16 protein-coding genes are annotated in these 22,778 nt (G+C 70.4%); 8 read left to right on the top strand and 8 right to left on the bottom strand.

The features are described 5' to 3' along the window. Positions 1-34 precede the first annotated feature (34 nt). Positions 35-1,144 (top strand): glycosyltransferase family 4 protein, encoded by a 1,110-nt coding sequence (locus MYSTI_RS05380; protein WP_015346692.1) that lies wholly within the window; start codon positions 35-37, stop codon positions 1,142-1,144. Positions 1,145-1,160: 16 nt separating this feature from the next. Here MYSTI_RS05380 and MYSTI_RS05375 read toward each other — a convergent pair whose 3' ends face one another. After that, on the bottom strand, positions 1,161-2,567 hold the full coding sequence (locus tag MYSTI_RS05375) for a serine/threonine-protein kinase (protein ID WP_015346691.1): 1,407 nt from the start codon (positions 2,565-2,567) through the stop codon (positions 1,161-1,163). A 185-nt stretch (positions 2,568-2,752) separates the two neighbouring features. Between MYSTI_RS05375 and MYSTI_RS05370 the strand changes: the two genes are divergently transcribed. Continuing rightward, positions 2,753-3,979, top strand: a complete 1,227-nt coding sequence (locus MYSTI_RS05370; protein ID WP_015346690.1) for a glycosyltransferase family 4 protein — start codon at positions 2,753-2,755, stop codon at positions 3,977-3,979. A gap of 75 nt (positions 3,980-4,054) precedes the next feature. Then, positions 4,055-5,203: a glycosyltransferase family 4 protein gene (locus MYSTI_RS05365; RefSeq protein ID WP_015346689.1), complete on the top strand. Its 1,149-nt coding sequence runs from the start codon at positions 4,055-4,057 to the stop codon at positions 5,201-5,203. Positions 5,204-5,209: 6 nt separating this feature from the next. On the opposite strand, the gene MYSTI_RS05360 is transcribed toward MYSTI_RS05365, so the two are convergent. Genes MYSTI_RS05360 through MYSTI_RS05340 form a run of 5 tightly spaced genes read right to left on the bottom strand, consistent with a single transcriptional unit; the run spans position 5,210 to position 12,368 of the window. Continuing rightward, on the bottom strand, positions 5,210-6,352 hold the full coding sequence (locus MYSTI_RS05360) for a glycosyltransferase family 4 protein (protein WP_044278896.1): 1,143 nt from the start codon (positions 6,350-6,352) through the stop codon (positions 5,210-5,212). Continuing rightward, entirely contained in the window at positions 6,321-7,802 is a 1,482-nt protein-coding gene (locus MYSTI_RS05355) for an O-antigen ligase family protein (RefSeq protein ID WP_015346687.1), read from the bottom strand. The genes MYSTI_RS05360 and MYSTI_RS05355 overlap by 32 nt, the downstream gene beginning before the upstream one ends. Then, positions 7,799-8,926 (bottom strand): glycosyltransferase, encoded by a 1,128-nt coding sequence (locus tag MYSTI_RS05350; RefSeq protein ID WP_015346686.1) that lies wholly within the window; start codon positions 8,924-8,926, stop codon positions 7,799-7,801. Before MYSTI_RS05350 ends, MYSTI_RS05355 begins: the two co-directional genes overlap by 4 nt. Further along, positions 8,923-10,185: a glycosyltransferase gene (locus tag MYSTI_RS05345; protein WP_044278885.1), complete on the bottom strand. Its 1,263-nt coding sequence runs from the start codon at positions 10,183-10,185 to the stop codon at positions 8,923-8,925. The genes MYSTI_RS05350 and MYSTI_RS05345 overlap by 4 nt, the downstream gene beginning before the upstream one ends. Continuing rightward, positions 10,182-12,368: a GumC family protein gene (locus MYSTI_RS05340; protein ID WP_015346684.1), complete on the bottom strand. Its 2,187-nt coding sequence runs from the start codon at positions 12,366-12,368 to the stop codon at positions 10,182-10,184. Before MYSTI_RS05340 ends, MYSTI_RS05345 begins: the two co-directional genes overlap by 4 nt. A gap of 215 nt (positions 12,369-12,583) precedes the next feature. On the opposite strand from MYSTI_RS05340, the gene MYSTI_RS05335 reads away from it, so the two are divergent. From MYSTI_RS05335 to MYSTI_RS05320, 4 genes are all read left to right on the top strand, one after another. Then, entirely contained in the window at positions 12,584-13,933 is a 1,350-nt protein-coding gene (locus MYSTI_RS05335) for a bifunctional glycosyltransferase/class I SAM-dependent methyltransferase (RefSeq protein ID WP_015346683.1), read from the top strand. 34 nt (positions 13,934-13,967) lie between these two features. Next, complete coding sequence (locus MYSTI_RS05330) at positions 13,968-15,665, top strand: hypothetical protein (protein WP_015346682.1); 1,698 nt, start codon at positions 13,968-13,970, stop codon at positions 15,663-15,665. Between the two features lie 99 nt (positions 15,666-15,764). Beyond that, positions 15,765-16,088, top strand: coding sequence for a c-type cytochrome (locus tag MYSTI_RS05325; protein ID WP_015346681.1), 324 nt, complete (start codon positions 15,765-15,767; stop codon positions 16,086-16,088). A gap of 74 nt (positions 16,089-16,162) precedes the next feature. Next, positions 16,163-16,483, top strand: a complete 321-nt coding sequence (locus MYSTI_RS05320) for a hypothetical protein (RefSeq protein ID WP_015346680.1) — start codon at positions 16,163-16,165, stop codon at positions 16,481-16,483. Positions 16,484-16,493: 10 nt separating this feature from the next. Here MYSTI_RS05320 and MYSTI_RS05315 read toward each other — a convergent pair whose 3' ends face one another. Then, positions 16,494-17,933, bottom strand: a complete 1,440-nt coding sequence (locus tag MYSTI_RS05315; protein ID WP_084668294.1) for a PAS domain-containing sensor histidine kinase — start codon at positions 17,931-17,933, stop codon at positions 16,494-16,496. A gap of 271 nt (positions 17,934-18,204) precedes the next feature. Between MYSTI_RS05315 and mfd the strand changes: the two genes are divergently transcribed. Then, entirely contained in the window at positions 18,205-21,801 is a 3,597-nt protein-coding gene (mfd, locus tag MYSTI_RS05310) for a transcription-repair coupling factor (RefSeq protein ID WP_015346678.1), read from the top strand. 69 nt (positions 21,802-21,870) lie between these two features. Here the strand turns inward: mfd and MYSTI_RS05305 are convergent, their stop codons facing one another. Continuing rightward, positions 21,871-22,773, bottom strand: a complete 903-nt coding sequence (locus MYSTI_RS05305) for a DUF2167 domain-containing protein (protein ID WP_015346677.1) — start codon at positions 22,771-22,773, stop codon at positions 21,871-21,873. Positions 22,774-22,778: the final 5 nt, after the last annotated feature.

Below are 22,778 nucleotides of genomic sequence, written 5' to 3'. Positions count from 1 at the left end.
GACGTCCTCCTCGCCGCTCCGGCTCGCGCTGCTCATGGACCCTCGCGAAGAGGGCTGGCCCAGCATGGACCTGGTGGGCGAGGCCCTCCTCGACGGCCTCACCGCGCATCCTCGCGAGGTGTCCGTCCGAGGACTGCGACCGTCGCTGCCCACCGTGGTCCGCCGGTTGCCTCGCGTGGGTGAGCGACGGTCCGCGTTCAACGCGGACCGCATCCTCGGCCGGTTCGGGCGCTATCCCGCGCAGGCGCTCCTCGCGCGACAGCGGTTCGACGCGTTCCACATCGTGGACCACACCTACGCGCAGCTGGCGCACGTGCTCCCCGCCTCGCGCACCGGCGTCTATTGCTTCGACCTGGACGCGTTCCGCTCCGTCGTGGAGCCACACCGGGACCCTCGCCCCACCTGGTTCCGGCTCATGGCGAAGGCCCAGCTCCGGGGCCTCGAGCGCGCCGCCCTCGTCTTCCATCCCACGCAGGCCATCCGCGACGAGCTGCTCGCGCATGGACTGGTGGACCCATCCCGGCTCGTCTCGGCGCCGCTGGGCGTCTCTCCCGAGTACCGCCTGGAGCCCGTCCCGGGCGACCAGAGCCAGCAGGTGCTCTCCGCGCTGGGAGGACGGCCCTATCTCCTGCATGTCGGCAGCGCGATTCCTCGCAAGCGCCTGGAGGTCCTCTTCGAGGTCTTCGCCGCGCTGCGCGCTCGACACCCCGACCTGCGACTGGTGCAGCAAGGCGGCGCGCTGAACGCCTCTCAGCGTGAGCAGGTGGCGCGTCTGGGGATTGGCGAGGCGCTGCTCCAGCCGCCGTTCCAGCAGCGCGCGACACTCGCGGGCCTGTACCGGAACGCGAAGGCCGTGCTCATCCCCAGCGAAGCCGAGGGCTTCGGGCTCCCGCTCGTCGAGGCCCTCGCGTGTGGTGCTCCCGTCATCGCCAGCGACCTGCCCGTGCTCCGGGAGGTCGGCGAGGAGACCTGTCTGTACTGCCCCGTGGGTGACGTGCCCGCCTGGACTCGGACGCTGGACGCGGTGCTCACCGGAGCCACGCCGGTTCCGGCGCTCGACCGGCGGCTGGCTCGGGCCGCTCGCTTCACCTGGGCCGCGCACTCGCGCACCGTGCTGGACGCCTATCTGCGGCTCATGCGCTGAGCGGGCACAGCTCCACTCACGAAGCCAGGACGGCCCAGCCGCCCGCCATGACGAGCAGGGTGGCCATGCCCACCGCCCACCACCACTTGCGCGGCCACGCCAGACGTCCCCCCGGTGCATCGAAGGTCGTCTGCTCCAGCATCATCGTAGCCGTCGGCGTCCAGCTCACCGGAGCCATCACCACGGGACGCGCTCCCGGGCGGACGTCCCTCCCCCGCCGCTCGCGACGCGCCTGCCGGGGCGTCATCACCTGCGTCTCCTCCGAGGGATGCCGCGCGTCCACCTTGACCGGGGACAGCCGCGTGACGCCTTCGGTGAGCGACGCGAGGATGAGCTTCAGTTCGCGGCGCACGGCCTCGGCGGAGGTGGGGCGCTGCGAGGGCTCCTTCGCGAGCAGGCGCAACACCAGCGCCTCCAGCGCGGGATTCAGCTCCACGAAGGTGGAGGGCTTCGGCGGTGGCGTGCGGACGTGCTGCACGACGATGGCCATGGGCGACGTCCCCTCGAAGGGCAGCCGGCGCGTGAGCATCTCGTAGGCGATGATGCCCACCGAATACAGGTCCGTCTGAGGACTCACCTGCTGGCCCAGCGCCTGCTCCGGCGCGATGTACTCCGGCGTGCCGACCATCGAGTTCGCGTGGGTCTGCGGCGTGCTCCCATGAGGCGCTTCGCTGCGCTTGGCGATGCCGAAGTCGAGGACCTTCACCGTCTCCGCGCCATCCTCATCACGCACGATGAAGACATTGCCGGGCTTGAGGTCCCGGTGGATGACGCCCGCCGCGTGCGCCGCGCCCAGCGCGCTGAGCAGCGCATCCAGGATGCGGAGGGCATCCGAGTCCGGCAGCGGCGCGCGCTGGTGGATGACCTCATCCAGCGGCGTGCCCTCCAGGTACTCCATCACCAGGTACTGCCCGACGTCTGGAATGACGCCAAAGCCGAAGATGTCGATGATGCCTCGGTGACGGATGGCCGACGCCGCGCGAGCCTCCGTCGCCAGGTCCCTGGCCCGCCGGCCTTCCACGACGTCGGGGCGGAGGACCTTGATGGCCACACGCTGCCCGATGACCGCGTGCTCACCCTCGTAGACGATGCCCATTCCGCCGCTGCCGATGCGGCGCTTGAGCACGTAGTCGCCCACCTTCGAGCCCAACAGCATGTCGCGGGTGACGGACTCCTCCCACTTCAACATCCGAGCCGCGTTCACCACGGGCGCATTGGGCACCACGGGCTTCGCGCTCGCGGGAGGCGGCAGCGCGCTTCGCACACTCTTGTGTGTGTCTCCGTCCGTGTCCTCCTCGACGTCGCCCGCGCGATATGGCCCGCCCGACGCGACGACGTCCGCTCGAAACACCTCTTTCGGGCAGACCGTCACACCCTGGCGGTGCTTCACCCCACAGCGGGGGCACTTGCGCGAAGGACTCATCGTCCGACTCATCATCCCCTGGCCTGATGGCCAGACGCCATCACCGACGACGTCGTGCCCTCTCGCACGACTCAGCGAACACAGCTCCATCTCGAATTCCAGCTCTATTTCCTGTCGAGGCTGTCACCCGGATTGCGGGGAGCAGGATTGACGGGTCCACAGGGGTCTGATTCGGTCCCGGGTGCGTGCGAGTCCTGTTCCTCAACCCGGTAGGTGTCGTCGGCGGGGCCGAGCGTGCGCTGCTGGATTTGATGGCGTGCCTGCGCCACCTGGACCCTCGGCTGTCGCTGCACCTGCTCGCGGGGACGCCGGGGCCGCTGCTCGACGAAGCCCGCGCGCTGGGAGTCGACGCGAAGCTCCTCGCGCTCCCGCCCGCGCTGTCCGCCCTGGGAGACAGCGCGCTGCGAGGCCGCGGTCCGCGCGAGGCCCTGCGCTTCGCACGGAGCCTCGCGCCCGCGCCCCTGCTCCTCGCGGACTACGGCCGCACCCTTCGCCGCGAGGTCGCGAACGTCCAGCCGGACGTCGTGCACTCCAACGGCATCAAGACGCACCTGCTCAGCGCCGCCACCACGGGGCTTCGCGTGAAGCGCGTCTGGCACATCCACGACTTTCTCGGCGAGCGGCCGCTGGTGCGACGCGCGCTGAAGACGCTGGCGCCACTCGCCTCCGTGGCCATCGCCAACTCGGGCGCGGTGGGCGAGGACGCCCGAGCCGTGCTCCGGGGTGTTCCCATCCAGGTCGTCTACAACGGGGTGGATGTGGAGCGCTTCGCTCCGGCGCCACAGGCGTGCGTGGACCTGGATGCCCTCGCGGGCCTGCCTCGTGCTCCCGATGGAACGCTGCGGGTGGGGCTGGTCGCCACCTACGCGCGTTGGAAGGGACACGACGTCTTCCTGGACGCGGCGGCGGAGCTGACACGTCTGGAGCCGTCGCTCCCGGTCCGCTTCTATCTGGTGGGCGGTCCGCTGTACCAGACACCGGGCTCGCAGTTCTCCGAGGACGAGCTTCGTCAACGCATCGACCTGCTCGAGCTCTCCGGGCGCGTGGGACTCGTTCCGTTCCAGTCCGAGCCCGCGTCCATCTACCGGGCCCTGGATGTCTTCGTGCACGCGAGCACGCGGCGAGAGCCCTTCGGCCTCACCATCGCGGAGGCCCTCGCGTGTGCGCGGCCCGCCATCGTCTCGAGCGAGAGCGGCGCGGCCGAAGCGCTCACCCACGGGGTGGACGTCCTCGCCATTCCTCCGGGGGACTCCCGCTCCCTGGGGGATGCGCTCCGCACGCTGCTGCGAGACGAGCCCTTGCGCACGCGACTGGCGCAGGCCGCGCGGCACACCGCCGTGGAGCGCTTCTCTCGCGAGCGCTACGCCCGCGAGATGCTCACCGTGTACCGCTCCCTCATGAACGGCGGCTGACTCGAGGACACCGCACCCTTTGGTTGACCCCTCCAGGCGCGTCTGCTGGGGTCCACCGAACATCGGAGCAGCCCCATGCAGCGGCCTCGCAGACTCGTCACCGTGTCGCACTCATACGTCGTCACGCTCAACCGGCGCCTCGCCAACGAGCTGGCGCGCGTCGGGAGCGGCAACTGGGACGTGAGCGTGGTGGCGCCTCGATTCTTCCGAGGCGAGCTTCGTCCCATCCAGCTCCAGTCGGAGCCCGGTGAGCCCGCCAAGGTGCGCGCGGTGCGCGGCTTCTTCAGCCGCTTCCCGCATGCCTTCCTCTACGGCCCCGAGCTGCGCGATGCGCTCCGGAGCAACGTGGACCTGGTGCACGCGTGGGAGGAGCCCTTCGTCTTCGCGGGCGCGGAGGTGGCGATGCTCACGCCCCGCCGCGTGCCCCTGGTCTTCAGCACGTACCAGAACCTGTCCAAGCGCTACCCGCCGCCCTTCGCGCAGGCGGAGCGCTACGTCGTCGGAAGCTGCGCGGGCTGGATTGCCGGCGGCGAGACGGTGAAGGAGAACCTGCTGGGCAGGCCCGGCTATGTGTCTCGCCCCTCCTGCATCATCCCCATGGGTGTGGACACGGAGGTGTTCCAGCCCGACCGCGCGGCGGGAGACTCCGTGCTGCGCGAGGTGGGCTGGACGCGCGAGGGCCCTCCGGTCATCGGCTACCTGGGGCGCTTCGTGCCGGAGAAGGGCCTGCCCCTCCTGATGGGTGCGCTGGAGCACCTCCAGACTCCGTGGCGCGCGCTCTTCGCGGGAGGCGGCGCGATGGAGCCGGAGCTTCGTGCGTGGGCCGCGCGCCAGGGCGACCGGGTGCGCATCCTCACCGGCGTCTCGCACGAGCGAGTCCCCCAGGTGCTCAACGCCATGGACCTGCTCTGCGCGCCCAGCCAGACGACGCCCCAGTGGAAGGAGCAGTTCGGTCGGATGATTTCGGAGGCCTTCGCGTGCGGCGTGCCCGTGCTCGCGAGCAACTCCGGCGAGATTCCTCACACCATGGGCGACGCGGGACTCGTGCTCCCGGAAGCGGACACCGCCGCGTGGACGCGGGCCCTCGCGGAGCTGCTGGAGAGCCCCGAGCGCCGACGTGAGCTGGCCACCCGCAGCCGAGAGCGCGCCATCCTGCGGTTCTCGTGGCCCGTCATCGCCCGCGCGCACCTGGACTTCTTCGACACCGTGCTCGCCCGGCGCTGACCGCGCTCAGCCTTCGCGCTCCATCACCTGCACGAGCGACTCCGCCATGTGGTCCCAGGTCCATGCGCGCAGGCGCTCGGACAGCGCGGCCACGTGCGGCGCCTGGGTCGCTTCGTGGGCTCGCCAGGACTCCAGCGCGCGGACGAGCCCGTCCACATCATCCGGGTCGTCCAGCAACAGCGCTCGTAGCGCCTCGGGATAGCGCTCCGCCACTCCGGCCGAGCGACTCACCAGCGCGGGCAGGCCCGTGCACAGGGCCTCGTGCACACCCAGTCCGTAGGCTTCGTATCGCGTGGGCGCGACCAGCAGGTCCGCGGCCGACAGCAGCTTGGGCACATCGCGACGGAAGCCGAGGAACTCGACTCGGTCCGTCAGCCCTCGGACTCGCGCCTCCTGCTCCCACAGCTCTCGCTGCGCGCCCACGCCGACCACCTTGAGGTCCACGCCCCAATCCGCGCCCGCATGCAGCCGGGCCCACGCGTGGAACAGCGTATCGAAGCCCTTGCGACGGTCTCCCAGCGCCCCGATGAAGAGGGCCACGCGGCGACCTTCCGGCCACCCCAGCTCCGCTCGCGCCGCGCGCCGCTCCTCGGGCGACACGGGATGGAAACGCTCCGGGTCGCTGCCGTAGTAGACGACGTGGACCCTTGCCTCGGGAACGCCCGTCGCCGCCACCAGGTCCGCCTTCGTCCGCTCCGAGTTCGCCAGGATGACGCGCGAGCGCAGCAGCGCCTTGCGCTCGTCATTCACATAGCGGTGGTGGCTCACCCGCCCCTTGAGGCGACGAAGCACTCCGCCCACCGGCTCGGAGACATACGCCCCATGGACGTAGTGCACCCAGTTCGCGCCCGGCACCGGGCAGTTGCCACCGTTGGCCAGGACGCGCCCCCCTTCGGCCCGCGTGCGCAGCGCCCACGCGCGACCCAGGACGTTCAGGAGCGGCTCGCCGAGGAGGTAGGCGTTCGCGGGCTTGGGCACACGCACGAAGCGCACGTTGGGAAAGACGCGCAGCTCGTCCGCGATGCGATGGGCCACCAACCGCACGGGGCCGCCCTGCTTCGCCAGCCACAGCGCCAGCGCCAGGTTGGCCCGGTCCATGCCACCAGTCGCTACGAAGTCACCGGCGATGAGCGTGTAGGGTCTTCGCATGATTCCAGGCGCCAAAGAGCGCCGCGTTGAGCAGCCAGAACTCCATGCCCACCTGGCTCATGAAGAACGGGTAGCTGAAGGTCAGCGCCAGTGCCCCCAGGTTGTACGCGAAGATGACGCTGCCCCACAGCCAGAACTCTTCGCCCGAGTCCTCGCGCTTCCGAGCCGCCTGGAACACCCACGCCATCGACACCAGGACCCCCAGCGGGTACAGCAACATCACCAAGGCTCCGCCGTCGTAGACCCACGCGGTCCACTGAATCTCCGCCCACAGCGGCGGGTGCTCCGGGTCGGAGTTGTCACCGAAGTACGCGTTGGCCATGCCGTAGCGGCCCAGCCCCGCGCCCAGCGGGTACTCCGGCAACAGGTGCTCGAACGTCCCCTCCAGGAAGTGGCCCCGGTTGCTGCGGTAGACGTCCTCGGGCTTCGCCTCGAACAGGCTGTTCCAGCGCGACTGCACCGCGTCCCCGCCCACCGCGACGGCCCACCCGAAGGCAAACACAGCCGCCGTCCCCACCACCGCGACCAGCTTCACCAGTCGCGCCAGGCGTCCGCTCAGCATGAGCACGAAGGACATCGCGGCCAGACAGACGCCCAACGTCAAGGCGATCGCTCGCACCTGGCAGAGGTAGAGGCTGACCAGTCCCACCAGGATGCCGCCCGCACTCACCCAGCGCGCCGCCCCTTGGCGCGAGGACAGCAGGAAGCCACTGCCCAGCAGCACCGCGTAGAAAGCGCCCGTCGCCGCGCCACCGGGCATGTCCGTCAGGCCCATGGGACGGAAGACCCGCGCGCCGCTGGCGGTCTCGAACTCCAGGCTGCGCAGGTAGGAGTCGCCCTGCGACTGCACCGCGGACGAGATGACGGGCTGGAAGCGGCCGGGGAAGTAGACCTGGAGCACCCCCACCGCCGCGCTGGCCGTGTTGAAGAAGAACAGCAGCGCCAGCGTGAGCCGGAACGTCTTCGAGTCGATGGACAGCCGCGTCACCCAGAACAGCGGCGCCATGATGGAGAGCTGGATGCCGAGCTGCGCGGCGCCTCCCAGCGGGCTCACCGTCCCCGGGTGGAAGAAGTTGAGCGCCGTGACGCCCATCGCCCCCAACACGAAGGGCAGCGCCGGGTGCTTCAGCGCACGCCCCGGCACGAGCACCAACAAGGCGAGGCTCAAGCCGAACGCCAGGATGCGCACCACCATGCGCAGCGGCGCGATGGCATTCACCAACAGCACCAACTGACAGCCGATGAGCAGCGCGACGAACAGCGGCACCAGCTTGCTCGACGACAGCAGGCCCTGCCTGGCGGCGGGCCGCTGCTTCTGGCCCGACGCCGCATCGGGCTCGCCGACCACCTCCAGCGGAGCATCCGGGGCCCGGCGCACGTACTTTCGCCCGAGCACCCCGGGGCCCTGAAGCCCGGGTCTCGCCGCGAGGGGCGAGCGCGGCGGACTCACGAGGCCGCTCCGGCGACGACGGTGCGGAGGTCCTCATCCAGGCCGCGCAGGAAGGACTCCGCGCCACAGAGCATCGCCGCGCGAGCTGGCCCCGCCGCGCCCAGCCTGCGCCGAGCCTCCGCATCCACCACCAGCCGCAAGAGCGCGGACGACAGCGCCCCCGCATCGGGCGCGACGAGCTTCCCGCACGTCGCGTCCACGATCTCCAAGGGCCCCCCCAGCGCGGTCGTCACCACCGGAAGGCCCGCTTGGAGCGCCTCGATGAACGCGAGGCCAAAGGGCTCCGGCGACGTGTTGGGCTGACAGTGCAGGTCCGCCGCGCGCATCAGCCGAGGCACATCCGAGCGCTGTCCCAGGAACCGCACCCGGCCCTCCAACCCCAGGGCCTTGGACTGGGCCACGAGCCCGTCGAGATACCGCACCTCCTCCTCGCGCTGGGCACCGCCCACCATCCACAGCCGCCAGCCTCGCGCCTCGCGCATGCGGCCCAGGGCCTCCAGCAGCAGCCGGTGCCCCTTCCACTCCTGCATCCGGCTGGCGTGGATGATGACCACGTCATCGTCGCTCGCGCCGAAGTCGGCCCGCAGGAGGTTCCGCTCCGACGACTCCGGGACCCGCGCCGCCTGGGGCGCGAGCGGATGGCGCACGCGGTACTGCGCGCGCGGATAGACATTCACCAGCGAGCGCGCGGTGTAGTGGCTGTTGGCCAGCACCAGCTCCGGCGAGGTGACACTCGCCCAGCGCTCCAGCCAATGCGTGCCCATCAGCGCGTCATGCTGGAAGAACACCAGCGGCACACCGGCGGAGCGGACCACCGGGCCGAACAGGGCCTGCGGCCAGGCCGCGTGACAGATGGCCGCGTCGTAGCCCCCTGCCTTCAACACGGCGCCGAGCGCCCGGCGCGCGGTCCACACCGTCCAGGGACGCCCCACCCTCGCGGCGCCCAGGGAGTGCACCATCTGGTTCGCGGCGCGAAGCTCATCGGCCAGCCGCCCCTCGAAGCACAGCGCGAACTCATGCACCGTGTCCGACGGAGACCGCGCCGACTCGCGCGCGAGCGAGACGAGGAACGACTCGATGCCCCCGTAGAGGTTGCCGCTGTAGACGTGCAGCACGCGCATCATGACGCGCCCCGGACACTCTCGTCCGAGACTCCTCGAGGAGCGTCCTCGACCACCACCGGCGCGGGGCGCCCGAGCGCCTCCGAGTACAGCTTGAGGCAGCGCGTGGCCATGACGTCATCCCGGAACTCGGCCTCCGCGCGAGCCCGAGCCCCCTGGCCCAACTGCTCCGCCAGCCCCGGCGTCTCGAGCAACCGCCGCGCCGCTCGCGCGAGCGCGTTCGAGTCCCCCACCGGCACCGTCAGCCCCGTCTCCTCGTGCTTGCTCACCCACGGCACGCCCGAGTGCGGAATCGCCGTGTTCAGCACGGGGAGCCCGCTCGCCATGGCCTCCACCTGCGACAGGCCATAGGCCTCGCTGCGGGCGTTGCTCGGGAACCACAGCGCGGTCGCCGCGCGGAAGGCCCCCATCAGCGAGTCCGGCGGCAGATAGCCCGCCCACGTCACTCGCGACTCCACGCCCAGCGCCTTCGCCCGCGCGCGGCCCTCCTCCTCCAGCGGCCCCACGCCCACCACCACCAGGCGCCCCGGCACGCGCGCCAGCGCCTCCAGCGCGGTGAACAAGCCCTTGTAGTAGACGAGCCGCCCCACCATCAGCCACAGCGGCACGCCCGCGTGCTCCTCGCGCCAGCGAGCCTCCTCCCGCAGCACCTCGGCCGAGGGCTTCAGGTACGGCTCCAGGTCGATGCCCAGCGGCAGCGCCCGCACCTTCTGCCGGAACATCTTCAGCAGCGAGGAGCCATGCACATACGCCTCGCTGTCCGACAGAATCCGGTTCGCGCGCGCATACAGCATCAGCTCGAGGGGGCGGAAGAGCGCGCCCGCCACCTTCTGCCGGATGATGTCGCTGTGGTGCGTGATGAAGACCGTGGGCAGCCGAGGCACCAGGTCCAGCGCCAGCAACATGGTGGGGTTCGGCGTGTGCAGGTGCACCACGTCCACGCCCCGCTCCAACATCCGCCGCAGCACGCCGGGCAACTCCGGCAGCACATCCATGCGCGCGACGGAGGCACGACGCCCCAGCCGCACCACGCGCACCAGCCCGTCCCAGCTCTCGTGCGTGGGGCTGCGGCCATGGAACTCGTGGCTCGTGTTCCCCGAGTCCGACGAGTGGTTGGCGCACAGCACCTCGACTTGCGCCCCCTGCGCCGCCTGCGCGCGGGCCAGCGTCTGGACATGGCTCTCGATGCCACCCGACGCGGGCGGATAGAACTTGCCCAGGTGAAGCACCCGGAGACCTGCTCCCACCGTGGACGTGCTCACGACTGCGCCACCCTGTCCTTCGTCTCCTCGGCGCCGTACTGGCCATAGGCCAGGTACGTGTCCCCATAGCGCGGCGCCCGCAGGTCCACGTCGTTGAGGATGGCCCCGTACATGCGCGCCTGCACATCCGCCAGCGAGCGCAACGCACGCCGCGCCGCCTCGCGGTTCGTCTTGCCGGCCTTCAGCACCAACACCACGCCGTCACTCTGCGTGGCCAGCACCGCCGCGTCCGCCACCGCGTTGAGCGGCGGGCTGTCCAGGAGCACGCGGTCGAACTTCCCCGCCACCGTCTTGAGCAGCTCCGTGAAGGCGCGCGTGTGCAGCAGCTCCGCCGGGTTGGGCGGCAGCGGGCCGCACGGCAACACGAAGAGGCCGGGCACCTCCGTGCTCTTCACGGCCGCGTCGAGCGAGCCCTCGCCCACCACCAGCGAGGAGATGCCCAGCTCGTTGGGCACGCCGAAGGCGCGGTGCAGCCGCGGCCTGCGCATGTCCGTGTCCAGCAGCAGCACGCGGTTGCCGCTCTGGGCCATCGCCACGCCCAGGCTGATGGCCGTGGTGGACTTGCCCTCCTGCGGACCGCTGGACGTCACCACCAGCGTCTTGAACGGCGTGTCCGGCGACATGAACAACAGGTTCGTCCGGATGGCGCGGCAGCACTCCGCCACGGAGGACTTGGGCTCGCGGTGGACGAAGAGGTCGCGGTCCTTCGGCGCCCGGTTGCCCTCGATGCGCGGCATGACGCCGAGGAAGGCCAACCCCAGCCGCTCCTCGATGTCCGTCTGCGTGGCCACGCTGTTCTCCAAGAGGTCCAGCAGCAGCGCCACGCCCACGCCCGCGAGCAGGCCCATCACCAGGCCCACCAGCAGGTTGCGCTTCACGTTGGGCTTCACGGGCACGAAGACGGGCCGCGCCAGGTCCAGCACGCGCACGTTGCTGGTGCGCAACAGGCCCGACAGCTCGATGTCCTTGAGCCGCTTGAGCACCAGCTCGTAGAGGCGCTGGTTGTTGTCCGACTCGCGCTTGAGGCGGTCGTACTCGATGGACTTCTTGTTCACGAGGAAGGCCTCCGCCTTGGCCTCGTCCAACAGCTTCACCAGGTTCTTGCGCTGCGCCTCCGCCTCCGACAGCTCCGTCTCCGCCGAGCGCACCACGTTGCGCAGGCTCTTGAGGAAGTCGGCCTGGATCACCGCCAGCTTGCCCTGGCACTCCTGGAGCTTGGGGTGCTCGGGGAAGTAGCGCTCGGACAGCTCCGCGCACGCCACGCGCACTTCGGTGTAGCTCTTCTTGAGGTCCTGGATGGGGCCATCCTTCGCGCCCGGCAGGGCCTCCGCCCACGTCTCGTCGTCTGGTGACGCCTTGCGCAGCTTCTCGATGGCCTCCACGCGCGCCTGCAATGCGGCGATGCGCGCGCTCACCTCGGTGAGGCTCAGGTTGTAGCTGTTGATGCGGTCGCTGACGATGCTCATCCGCGACTCGAGCGACGTGGACAACATGTCCGCGTCCTTCTTGAAGTCGTAGACGGCCAGCTCGCTCACCTTCGACTGGCTCTCCAGCTCCTCCAGCCGCCCCTCCAGCCAGGTGCGCGCGTCCTCCGTCATGCGCAGCTTGAGCGCCAGGTTCTCCGCCATGTACGCGGCGGCCACCTCGTTCGCGAGCAGCGCCGCGCGCGCCGCGTCCACGTCATCCACCGCGATGTTCATCACCCGCGAGTCCTTCGCGGGAATCACCCGGATGCGGCCCTGGAGCATCCCCACCGCGTCCGCGCCCTGCATCGCCTGCACGCGCGTCTTCTCGTCCGACACGCCGGAGAGGCCCAGGAAGGCCGCGTCCGTGGACAGCCCCACCTTGTCCACCACCCGGCCCGCCACCGCGCGCGAGGTGATGATTTCGCTCTGGGTCGCGTAGTACTCCTTGTTGAACCAGTAGTTGCCGCGCTCCTCCCCCATGACCTCCTTCACCTCGCCGTCCAGGAAGCGAGGCGCCATCACGTCGATGATGAGCGAGGTGCTGGCGGAGAAGACCTTGGGCTGGCGCAGCGTGTAGACGGCCCCCAGCACCGCGACCACCGCCGCGACGCCGAGCACGACCCACTTGCGTCGCCACAGCGCCCGCACGCGGAGCATCAAGCCCGCGGGCGTCAGGCCACTGGTGCCACCGGCCGGGTCGAACACGGTTCCATCCACGACTTGTCTCTCCTGGAGCCTGCGAGCGCCTGGGTGCGGCGGCGACCCGGCGTCCGCCGGCCCCGACCTTCACCCACACCCGCGAAAACCAGCTTCGAGCGTGCCGTGTCCGGTGCGGGTTGTCCATCGTTCCGCCACTGCTTGGAAGCCCTCCGGACACCCTTCTTGGAGGCCGGAACGCGCGCATCCCAGGCGCCTGTGCTAGTGAGCCCGCCGTGAGCTTCCAGCATTCGGTCATCATCCCCTTCGACTCCTCCACCGTGGATGCCGCTGCCCACTTCGCCCGAGAGCTCGCCGGACGCGCGGAAGTCGTCCTCGCCGGCGACGGCCAGCCCGATGTCGCCTCGCGGCCGGGCCTCCAGGTTCTCAGCGTCCAAGGAGGCAAGGGCGCGGCCATCCGCGCGGCGCTGTCCCATGTGACGAGCGCCGTGACGGTGCTCCAGGACCCGGACGCCGCCTACTCGCCGGACGCACATCAGGCGCTGATGGGGCCGTTGAAGGACGACACCGCGGACGCCGTCTTCGGACGCCGGGGCACCGCGGGGCTCGACCCCGAGGCGTGGGCCGAGCGCGCGCTGGGCCACGTCACCCGCTTCGTCACGGACGTGGCGGTGAAGGACCCGCTCAGCGGCGTGCGCGCGTTCCGCACGGAGGCCCTGCGCTCCGTCACGCTCACCAGCGATGACGACGCGGTGGACGCGGAGCTGGTGGTGAAGCTGGCCGCGCAGCTCTTCCGGCTCACCGAAGTCACCCTGCCGCCGCTCCAGGCCGTGCCTCGCCGCCCCCGCGCGGCGCGCCTGTCGCAGCTGCGCACGCTGATGCGCTACGCCACCGTGCGCGACGACGCCGACAACCAGCACGAGGGCTACACCACGCTGGAGCGCATGGACGGCGCCGTCCACTACAACCAGTGGCTGGGCCGCCGCTTCCGCGCGCACCTGGGCCGCCGCGTGCTGGAGATTGGCGCGGGCATCGGCACGATCACCCGCGAGCTGGAGTCCGGCGCGGAGCTGCTCATCGCGCTGGAGGTGGACCGCTTCTACGTGGACCGGCTGAAGAACCTCTTCCGAGGCCGGCCGCACGTGCGCCCCTACCTGTCCGATGTGGCGCTCGCGGATTGGGAGTCGCTCAAGGGCGAGCAGCTGGACACCATCGTCCTCTCCAACGTGCTGGAGCACATCCCCGACGACGCGTCTGCGGTGCGCCGCTTCCGCCAGATTCTTGCCCCGGGCGGGCGCGTGCTCATCCTGGTGCCCGCGCTGGAGCAGCTGTTCGGCAGCATCGACGAGGCCGTGGGCCACCACCGCCGCTACACGCCGGCCACGCTGCGCGCCGTGCTGGAGGAGAACGGCTTCGAGGTGGAGAAGCTGGAGTGGATGAACCTGGTGGGCATGCCCGGCTGGTTCGTCAACAGCCGCCTCTTGCGCCGCCGCTCGGTGCCCAAGCTCCAGCTCAAGCTCTACGACACGCTGGCCCCGCTGTTCGCCCGCGCCGAGGCCCACGTGAAGCTGCCCGTGGGCATGAGCCTCTTCGCCGTGGCCCGCGTCACGGGGTCCGACGCGTGACGGCCCGCCGCAGCGCCCCGGGGAGCACTTCACCGTGAGCCTGGCGCCAGGGCCCACCACTCCCTCGCCCGCTCCGTCCGAGCCCTCCGCACCGGCGCCCGGGGCAACCCCGGCGACGTCCGCGCGAGGCGCCCCGCGCGCGGTGTGGGCCGCCCTGGCCGCGCTGTACCTGCTGCTGTTCCCGTATCACCCGGGCCTGCGCTCGCCCAACGAGTTGTGCCGGCTGTGGCAGAGCATCTCGCTGGTGGAGCACGGCACGCTCGACATCAACGCCGTGCTGCGCGAGCGCGGCTACGTCGGCGACCTGTCCGTGAAGGATGGGAAGTACTACCCCAGCAAGGCGCCGCTGCTGTCGTTCGCCGCCGTGCCGGTCTACGCGGTGCTGCGCGCGGTGGCCCGCCCGGGCCCCGTGCCCGAGGTGCCGCTCGTCTTCTTCTCGCGCCTGTTCCTCACCGTGCTGCCCACGCTGGGCCTGCTGTGGCTGGTGCGGAAGTACCTGCACGCGAACCTGTCCGCGCGGGTCGCCGACGCGCTCACCGTGACGTACGGACTGGGCTCGCTGGCGTTCAGCTACTCGCTGCTGTTCATGAGCCACCAGACCACCGCGGTGCTGCTCTTCGCGGGCTTCCATGCGCTGTGGCGCTGCGCGCGCGGCGAGTGGCGGGAGCGCGGCTACGTCCTCGCGGGTGCGTTCGCGGGAGCCACCGTGGCGGCGGAGTACACGGGGGCGCTCGGAGTGCTCGGGCTGGTGTTGTATGCCGCGCTCACGTTCCTCTTCCGCGAGGCGCCCCTGCGCGAGCGGCTGGAGGGCCTGGGCCGCGCCGCGGGGCTCGCGACGTTGGGCGCGCTGCCCTTCGTGGTGGCGCTCATGCTCTACCACCAGGCCACCTTCGGCCACCCGCTGACCAGCGGCTACAAGTACCTCAACGACTCCGGCTATCAGCCGTGGCACCTGGGCGGCTTCCTCGGCATCCGCACGCCGGACCCGCGCGCCTTCACGCTGTCGCTCATCTCCCCGCTGCGCGGACTCTTCACGCTCGCCCCGTTCCTGCTGCTCGCGGTTCCCGGCCTGACGCGGCTCTCCTTCCGCGGGGGGAGCGCTTCGGCCGAGGCGCGCGCCTGCGCCTGGATGACGGCGGCGCTCGGCGTGGGCTACCTCTACTTCACGTCGTCGTTCTCGTATGACTCGTGGGGCTGGACGACGGGGCCTCGCCACCTCACGGGGCTGGTGCCCTTCCTCCTCCTGCCCGCGGGACTCTGGCTGGAGCGGCTGCGCGAGCGCGGCCACGCGGTGGGCCTGGGCATCGGCGCGATGCTGTGCGCGGCGGCCATCCTCACCACGGGCCTGGCCACCTTCGTCAACTACATCCCCGACGACGTCTCCAACGTCCTGGGAGGGCTGACGGAGCCCCTGCTGCGCGAGGGCTTCTTCCCGCCCTCCGTGCTGTCCTTCCTGGGGCTGCCCCAGCCATTCGCGGGCAAGGTGCTGCTCGCCCTCCTCGTCGCCGTGGCGGGTTGGGTCCTCACCGCCCTGGCCACGCGGCCGGAGCAACAGGGCCCGGAGCGGGCCTCCCTCGTCGCCAGCTTCGTGACGCTCCTGGTGCTCACCACCGCGCACGTCCTCACCACGCAGGGCGACGACGCGGACCACAACGCCACGCGCTTCCTCCAGTCCGTCTGGCTGGCACCGCCCGGGAGCACCGCGCCGTTCTGGCCCCGCTCGGGCCCCTGAGCGTCGGGGACTTCACCCGCGCGGGCACCGCCGTCCGGTGTACTCCCGGCGCACGGCGTTCCATGCGACAGTCTCCGTCCACCCAAGGAGGCAGTAGCGATGATGAAGCGGCTTGTCGTGGTGCTGAGCCTGTGTCTGGCCCCGAACGCCTTCGCGGCGGACGACGTGGTGGACGTGTGGAAGGCCAAGTGCAAGTCCTGTCATGGCGATGACGGCAAGGCGAAGACCAAGATGGGCCAGAAGGAGTCTCTCGCCGACATGAGCCAGCCCGCCTGGCAGGCGGCCGTGACGGACACGGACATCCGCCAGATGATTGCCGACGGCTCTCCTCGCAACACGAAGATGAAGCCCTTCAAGGAGAAGCTCACCGCCGCGCAGATTGACGCGCTGGTGGGATACATCCGCACCCTGAAGGCGAAGTAGCGCCCCGTCTCGAGGGGCGCACTGAATAACCCCGCGCGCGGCGCGTCAGGCCAGGGGAGAAACGGAGCCCCCTCATGAAGACCTTCTCCACCGCGCTGCTGTTCTGCCTGGCCATCGCCGGCCTGTTGGCCTCCCTGCGAGCCGAAGCGCTGTCCACTCCCCGCATCGAGCCGGGGCTGTCCCGGCCGGAGCCCCTGTCCCTGCGCCCCGACGACGGCAAGGGCGGCGGGGATGGGGATGACAAGGGCGACGACAAGGACGACGAAGAGGACGAGGAGGACTACCGCGCCCGCTACACCGGCCTCTCCGGTGCCGCGGCGCTGGAGCTGGTGGACCCGGGCGCGCTCGATGACCTGATGCGCCTGCGCGCCGCGGCTCGCTACGCCCGCGACTGAAGTCGAAGCCTCAGGCCCAGCGCGGCGGCGGAGACTCCTCCGACGCCTGGGCGATGCGAGGCAGCGTCACCGCGAAGCACGTCCCCGCATCCAGCGAGGACGCGACGTCCACCCACCCACCGTGGGCCGTGACGATTTGCGAGACGATGTAGAGCCCCAACCCCAGCCCGTGACGATGAGGCCGAGGCCCTCCGGGGTCCGGCGCCGCGCGGTGGAAGGGCGCGAACAGGCGCGGGCGCAGGGAGTCCGGAATCGGCGGCCCCAGGTTGTGGACCTCCACCCGCTGGAACAACGGGTCGTTCGCCGCCAGCCGCACGCGCACCGAGGTGCCTCGGGGGCTGTGTTGCAGCGCATTGCCCACCAGGTTCGAGAGCACCTGCCCCAGCCGCTCCTCGTCCCACACACCGCGGCACTCGCCGTCCACTTCCAGGTCCACGCGCTGCTCGGGGTGCGCGGGCTCCAGCTCCGAGATGATGCGGCGACACACCGACGCCATGCACACCTCGCGCGGACGCAAGGGAATGCCTCCCGCCATCCGCGCCCGCGTGAAATCAAGCAACTGTTTCACCAGCCGCGCCATGCGCTCGGCGCTCCCGTCGATGCGCTGGGCCACGCGGCGCACCTCGGGCGTCAGCGTGGGCTGCGCCAGGAGCGCCGCGGCGGACAGCCTCACGGCGGCCAGCGGGTTTCCCAGGTCATGCCCCAGCACCCCGATGAAGCGCTCCTGGAACCGGGCCTCCTCGTCGCGCTCGTGCTCCTGGCGGCGGCGCGCGGTGACGTCGCGGCTGATGCCGAACAAGCCGTAGACGGTGCCATCCCCCCGGCGCAGCACGCCCTTGGTCGTCTGCCATATCTGGTCGCTGCCGGGTCCACCGTCCGCGTCCTCGTACGTCGCGGTGACGCCGGACTCGATGACCTCGCGATCATTCGTCACCGCGGGCGCCGCCGTGTCCCCCAGGAGCTCCAGGTCGGTGCGCCCGAGGATGTCCTGCGGCGCCCGGTTGAAGGCCCGCGCGGTGGCCGGGTTGATGAGCACGTAGCGCGCGTCCAGGTCCTTCACGTAGATGGCGTCCGTGGCGCTCTCGATGACCGCATGCAGCAGGTCATGGTCCCGGCGCAGCGCCTCCTCCGACGCCATCCGCTCCGTCAAATCCTCCAGGAAGACGACGACGCCGTCCTCCCACGGGGAGACGCGCGCCAGCATCCACACCGTGCCCACGGAGGACTGGCGCGACACACGCACCACTTCCGGCTCCCGGCGCACCGCCACGCGGACACAAGAGGCGAACAGGCCACATTCGCCCACCCAGGGGGCTTCTTCCAGCAGCCGCTGACGCACCAGGGAGCGCTCTTCCCGTCCCAGCCAGCGCTCGGCATGCGCATTCGCGGAGACGCACTCGAAGTCCAGGATGCCGTGCCCAGCGGAGCGAACGCTGCGCAACACGACCACAGCCTCGGAGGGGGGCGCGCCCGCCCCGTTGTTCATCACCCTGTTGCAACGGCCGGATTGCATGGCTGGCGTGTGGCACCCCCCAGCGATGCCTTGGTGGAGAGTAATTCTTGCCCCGGGCGGGCGGCCAACCCACCCCCGGTACGGCTGATACGTGGCGGACACAGCACTCACGCCCGCGTCGCCTCCGACACACGACACGCAATGCGCTCTGTCGTTGACCTGTCAGGGGCTCGCCCCTAATTACCCTGCGGCCCTCAGGGGTCCACTCATGGACACTCCTTTCACTCAGAGGCTGGATGGCGAGGCGGCGGCGCAGCATGGCGGCGTGCCTCTCGTGGCAGGTGACACCCTCACCCGGTTGCTGGCGGAGCTGCGCCCAGGTCACCGCGTGCGCACGCAGGGGCTCAAGGGCTCCGCCCGAGGCCACGTGCTGGCCCGGCTGCACCGCGAGGCCCGCGCCCCGCTGGTGTGCGTCGCGGCGGACGAGGAGGCGGCGGACGCGCTGGCCTCCGACCTGGCGTTCTTCCTGGGCGGAACGGGCACCCTGCTGAAGCCGAGCGTGCTGCGCCTGCCCGCCGACGAGGTGCTCCCGTACGACGAGCTCTCGCCGGACGCGGCCCCCGTCACGGAACGACTGGGCGCGCTGTATCACCTGTCTCGAGGCACCCGCTTCCCGGTGCTGGTGATATCCCTGCGCGCGCTGCACCGCCGCGTGCTGCGCCCGGACGTCATGGACGCGCTCACGGACCGCGTCGTCGTGGGTCAGGATTACGACCGCGACACGCTGGCGCGGAAGCTGGCGCGGATGGGCTACCAGAACAGCCCGCTGGTGGAGGACGTGGGCACGTTCTCCGTGCGCGGCGGCCTGCTGGATGTCTTCAGCCCGCTCTACGACAAGCCGGTGCGTCTGGAGTTCTTCGGCGACACCATCGACTCCATCCGCGTGTTCGACCCGGAGTCGCAGCGCACGGTGGACGCGCTGAAGGAAGTGGACCTGGTCCCCGCGCGCGAGTTGCTGCTCACGGAGGACACGCGTCCCCGCGCCGAGGCCGCCGCCCGCGCGGTGGCCGACCGCATCAACCTGCCCACCATCCAGCTGCGCGAGCGACTGGACGCCCTGCGCGAGGGCCTGCCCGGCTTCGGCCTGGAGGGACTGCTCCCCGGACTCTTCGAGGGGGGCCTGGCCACGCTGTTCGACTTCCTGGGCCCGTGGAGCACGCAGCCGCCCATCTTCTACCTGGACGACCCGCTGGAGCTGGGCCGCGCCGCGGACGCGCTGTGGGATGAGCTGGAGCTCACGTTCGCCGCGGCCGAGGAGCGCAAGGACCTCATCTGCCCTCCGGCCGAGCACTTCCTCTCGCGCGAGGCGGTGGCGGAGAAGCTCGCCGCGTTCCGCGTCGTCGAGGGCGGTGGCCTGTCGCTGACCCAGTCGGAGAAGCCGCCGGTCCTCTTCCAGTTCGGCGGCACGCAGGACCTTCGCGAGGCCATCCTCGCGCACCACGGCGAGGAGGGCGCGCTGTCGCCGCTGGTGGAGCGCCTGCAGCGCTGGCGCGACTCGCGCGTGGCGTGCGCGGTGGCGTGCGGGACGCTGAGCCAGGCGGACCGGCTCAAGCGCCTGCTGCTGGACCGCAACGTCATGGTGAAGGTGCACACCGAGCCCATGACGGATGCCTCGGCGCTGTATGAGCCGTCCGTCTGGGCGCACCTCTTCACGGGAGAGGTGAGCCAGGGCTTCGTGGATGGCTCGGGCGGGCTGGCGGTGCTGTCGGACGAGGAGATCTTCGGCGTCCGCGCGCGTCGCCGCGTCAAGCGCAGCAAGAAGCTGGATGCGTTCGCCGCGGGCTTCAAGGACCTGAAGGAAGGCGACCTCATCGTCCACACCGACTTCGGCATCGGCCGGTACTCGGGCCTGACGAAGATGCAGGTGAACGGCGTGCCCGGGGACTTCCTCGTCCTCGAGTACGCGGGCCGCGACAAGATCTATCTGCCGGTGGGCCGCATGCGGCTCATCCAGAAGTTCACCGGCGGCAATCCGGAGTCGGTCCAGCTGGACAAGCTGGGCACGGCGAGCTGGGAGAAGACGAAGAAGCGCGTCAAGGAACAGCTGCTCAAGATGGCGGCGGAGCTCCTGCAAATCGCCGCTTCGCGCAAGGCGCACCCGGGCCATGCCTTCAGCGCGCCGGACCGCTACTTCGCCCAGTTCGAGGCGGACTTCGAGTTCGAGGAGACGCCGGACCAGGCGAAGGCCATCGACGACGTGCTGTCGGACATGCAGAAGCCGGAGCCCATGGACCGGCTCGTCTGCGGCGACGTGGGCTACGGCAAGACGGAGGTCGCCATGCGCGCGGCCTTCAAGGCCACGCTGGACCGCAAGCAGGTGGCGGTGCTGGTGCCGACGACGGTGCTGGCGCAGCAGCACTTCCTCTCGTTCAAGAAGCGCTTCAAGGACTACCCCGTCACGGTGGAGGTCATCTCCGGCATGAAGAAGCCGCCGGAGGTGCGCGACATCCTCAAGCGCGCGAAGGAAGGCAAGGTCGACATCCTCATCGGCACGCACAAGCTGCTGGGCGGCGAGGTGGCCTTCAAGGACCTGGGCCTGATGATTGTCGACGAGGAGCAGCGCTTCGGCGTGAAGCAGAAGGAGTCGCTCAAGAAGTGGCGCTCCCAGATTGACGTGCTGACGCTGACGGCCACGCCCATCCCTCGCACGCTGCACATGAGCATGTCGGGCGTGCGCGACATGAGCATCATCGCCACGCCGCCGCAGGACCGGCGCGCCATCCGCACCTTCGTGATGAAGTTCGACGCGCAGGTGGTGAAGGAGGCCATCGAGCGGGAGATTGCGCGCGGCGGGCAGGTGTTCTTCGTGCACAACCGCGTCGAGTCACTCCCCTCCATGGAGCAGCAGCTCCGGGAGCTGGTGCCGCAGCTCTCCATCGGCGTCGCGCACGGACAGATGGGCGAGGGGCAGCTGGAGAAGGTGATGCTCGAGTTCACCGAGCGCAAGCACCAGGTCCTCCTCTGCACCGCCATCATCGAGAGCGGCATCGACATCTCCAGCGCCAACACGATGATCGTGAACCGCGCGGACCAGTTCGGCCTGGCGCAGCTCTACCAGCTCCGAGGACGCGTGGGCCGCTCGAGGGAGCGCGCGTATGCCTATCTGCTGGTGCCCACGCGCCGGGCGGTGACGCGCGACGCGCAGCGACGGCTGGAGGTACTCCAGAACTTCACCGAGCTGGGCGCGGGCTTCTCCATCGCCAGCCATGACCTGGAGATTCGCGGCGCGGGCAACCTCCTGGGCGAGAAGCAGTCGGGCGCCATCGCGGAGATTGGCTTCGACATGTACGCGCAGCTCCTGGAAGAGGCCGTCGCGGAGCTCCAGGGCCAGCCGCCCAAGGTTCAAATCGAGCCGGACGTCACGCTGCCCATGCCCGCGCTCATCCCCGACGACTACGTCGCGGACGTGCACCAGCGGCTCGTCTTCTACAAGCGCTTCAGCCAGGCCAGCCACCCCGACGAAGTCACGGACCTGCGCGCGGAGCTGGTGGACCGCTACGGCGAGGCCCCCGACGAGGTGGACCACCTCTCCGAGCTCACGCTGCTGAAGATCGACATGCGCGAGCTGCGGCTGCGCGGCCTGGAAGTGGGCCCGCAGCGGCTGGTGGTGACACTGGGCGCGGATGCGCTGCTGGACGGCCCCAAGGTCGCGGCCCTGGTGCAGCGCTCCAAGGGCTACTACCGCCTCACGCCGGACATGAAGCTCATCGGCCGCGTGGCCCAAGGTGTCCAGGGCCACGACCTCATCTCCGAGGCGCGCAAGGTGCTTCGCGACCTGGGCCACTGCTCGCTGCCCCGGAGCTGAGCAGGTGGAATGAAAAGAGGCCCGGGACGAGATGTCCCGGGCCTCTTCTCTTCAGCGTCCGATGAGTGACTACGGCGTGCCGTCGCTGTTGCCGCCGCGCTTGAACAGCTTGCCCAGCGCGACGACCAGGACCGCGAGGCCCGCGAAGATGGCCTTCTTGCCCGCCACCAGCACCGCGAGCAGACCCTTGAAGAGGCCCGCCTTCGCGGCGACCTTGCCGGCCACCAGACCGCCGATGCCGTACGCCGCCACGCGACCCGTGCTGGGGTCGAAGTCCTCGTAACGGTGACCCGGCATGAAGTGCGTGAAGCCCAGCACCTGCTGCATGTCCTTCTCCACCTGGGGCAGCGCCACCATGCTGGAGACGGCGTTGAGCACCAGCACGCCCTCCTTGCCCAGCACGCGGACGTTGTAGTTCAGCGTGTGCTCCTTCGAGTCACCGAAGGCCAGCTCCTGCGCCCAGTACAGCTTGCGCGAGCTCGCGTCGTAGTGCGGCTGCGCGGCCCAACCCACCAGGTCCACCGTCCCGTAGCCGGCGCTCGCGCGCTCCTTGTTCTCCTCGCGGGTGCCCTCCTGCATGTCCTTGAGCAGGTCCCCGTAGTCGATGCCCGCCGCGTCCTCGTCCTCCACGTGGCCATCGTCGTCATACGAGATGACGACGCCCCAGCCCGCGGGCGAGTCCACCGCCACATCCGACGGCACCAGCATGCCCAGCGTCGTGGAGCCCGGAGGATTGCCCCAGACCTCCACCAGGACCTTCTCCGCCTCTTCGGGCGAGAGGTAGCCGAAGTTGGCGGGCACCACCATCTTCGCCATGCCGTTGCCCAGCACCACCTCGCCCGTCTTCGGGTGCAGCTCGGGCAGCGACGGGAGCGCGGCCTCCTCCTGCTCGGCGCCTTGCTCGGGCGCCTGCGCCCACGCGTTCATCGCCACCAACGACAACACCACGAACAACCATCGCCCACGCTGCATGTGTT

The organism is Myxococcus stipitatus DSM 14675, assembly GCF_000331735.1.
Classification (GTDB): Bacteria; Myxococcota; Myxococcia; order Myxococcales; family Myxococcaceae; genus Myxococcus; species Myxococcus stipitatus.
Note: the sequence above shows the minus strand (reverse complement) of the source record. Positions and strands in the feature narration are given on the sequence as shown.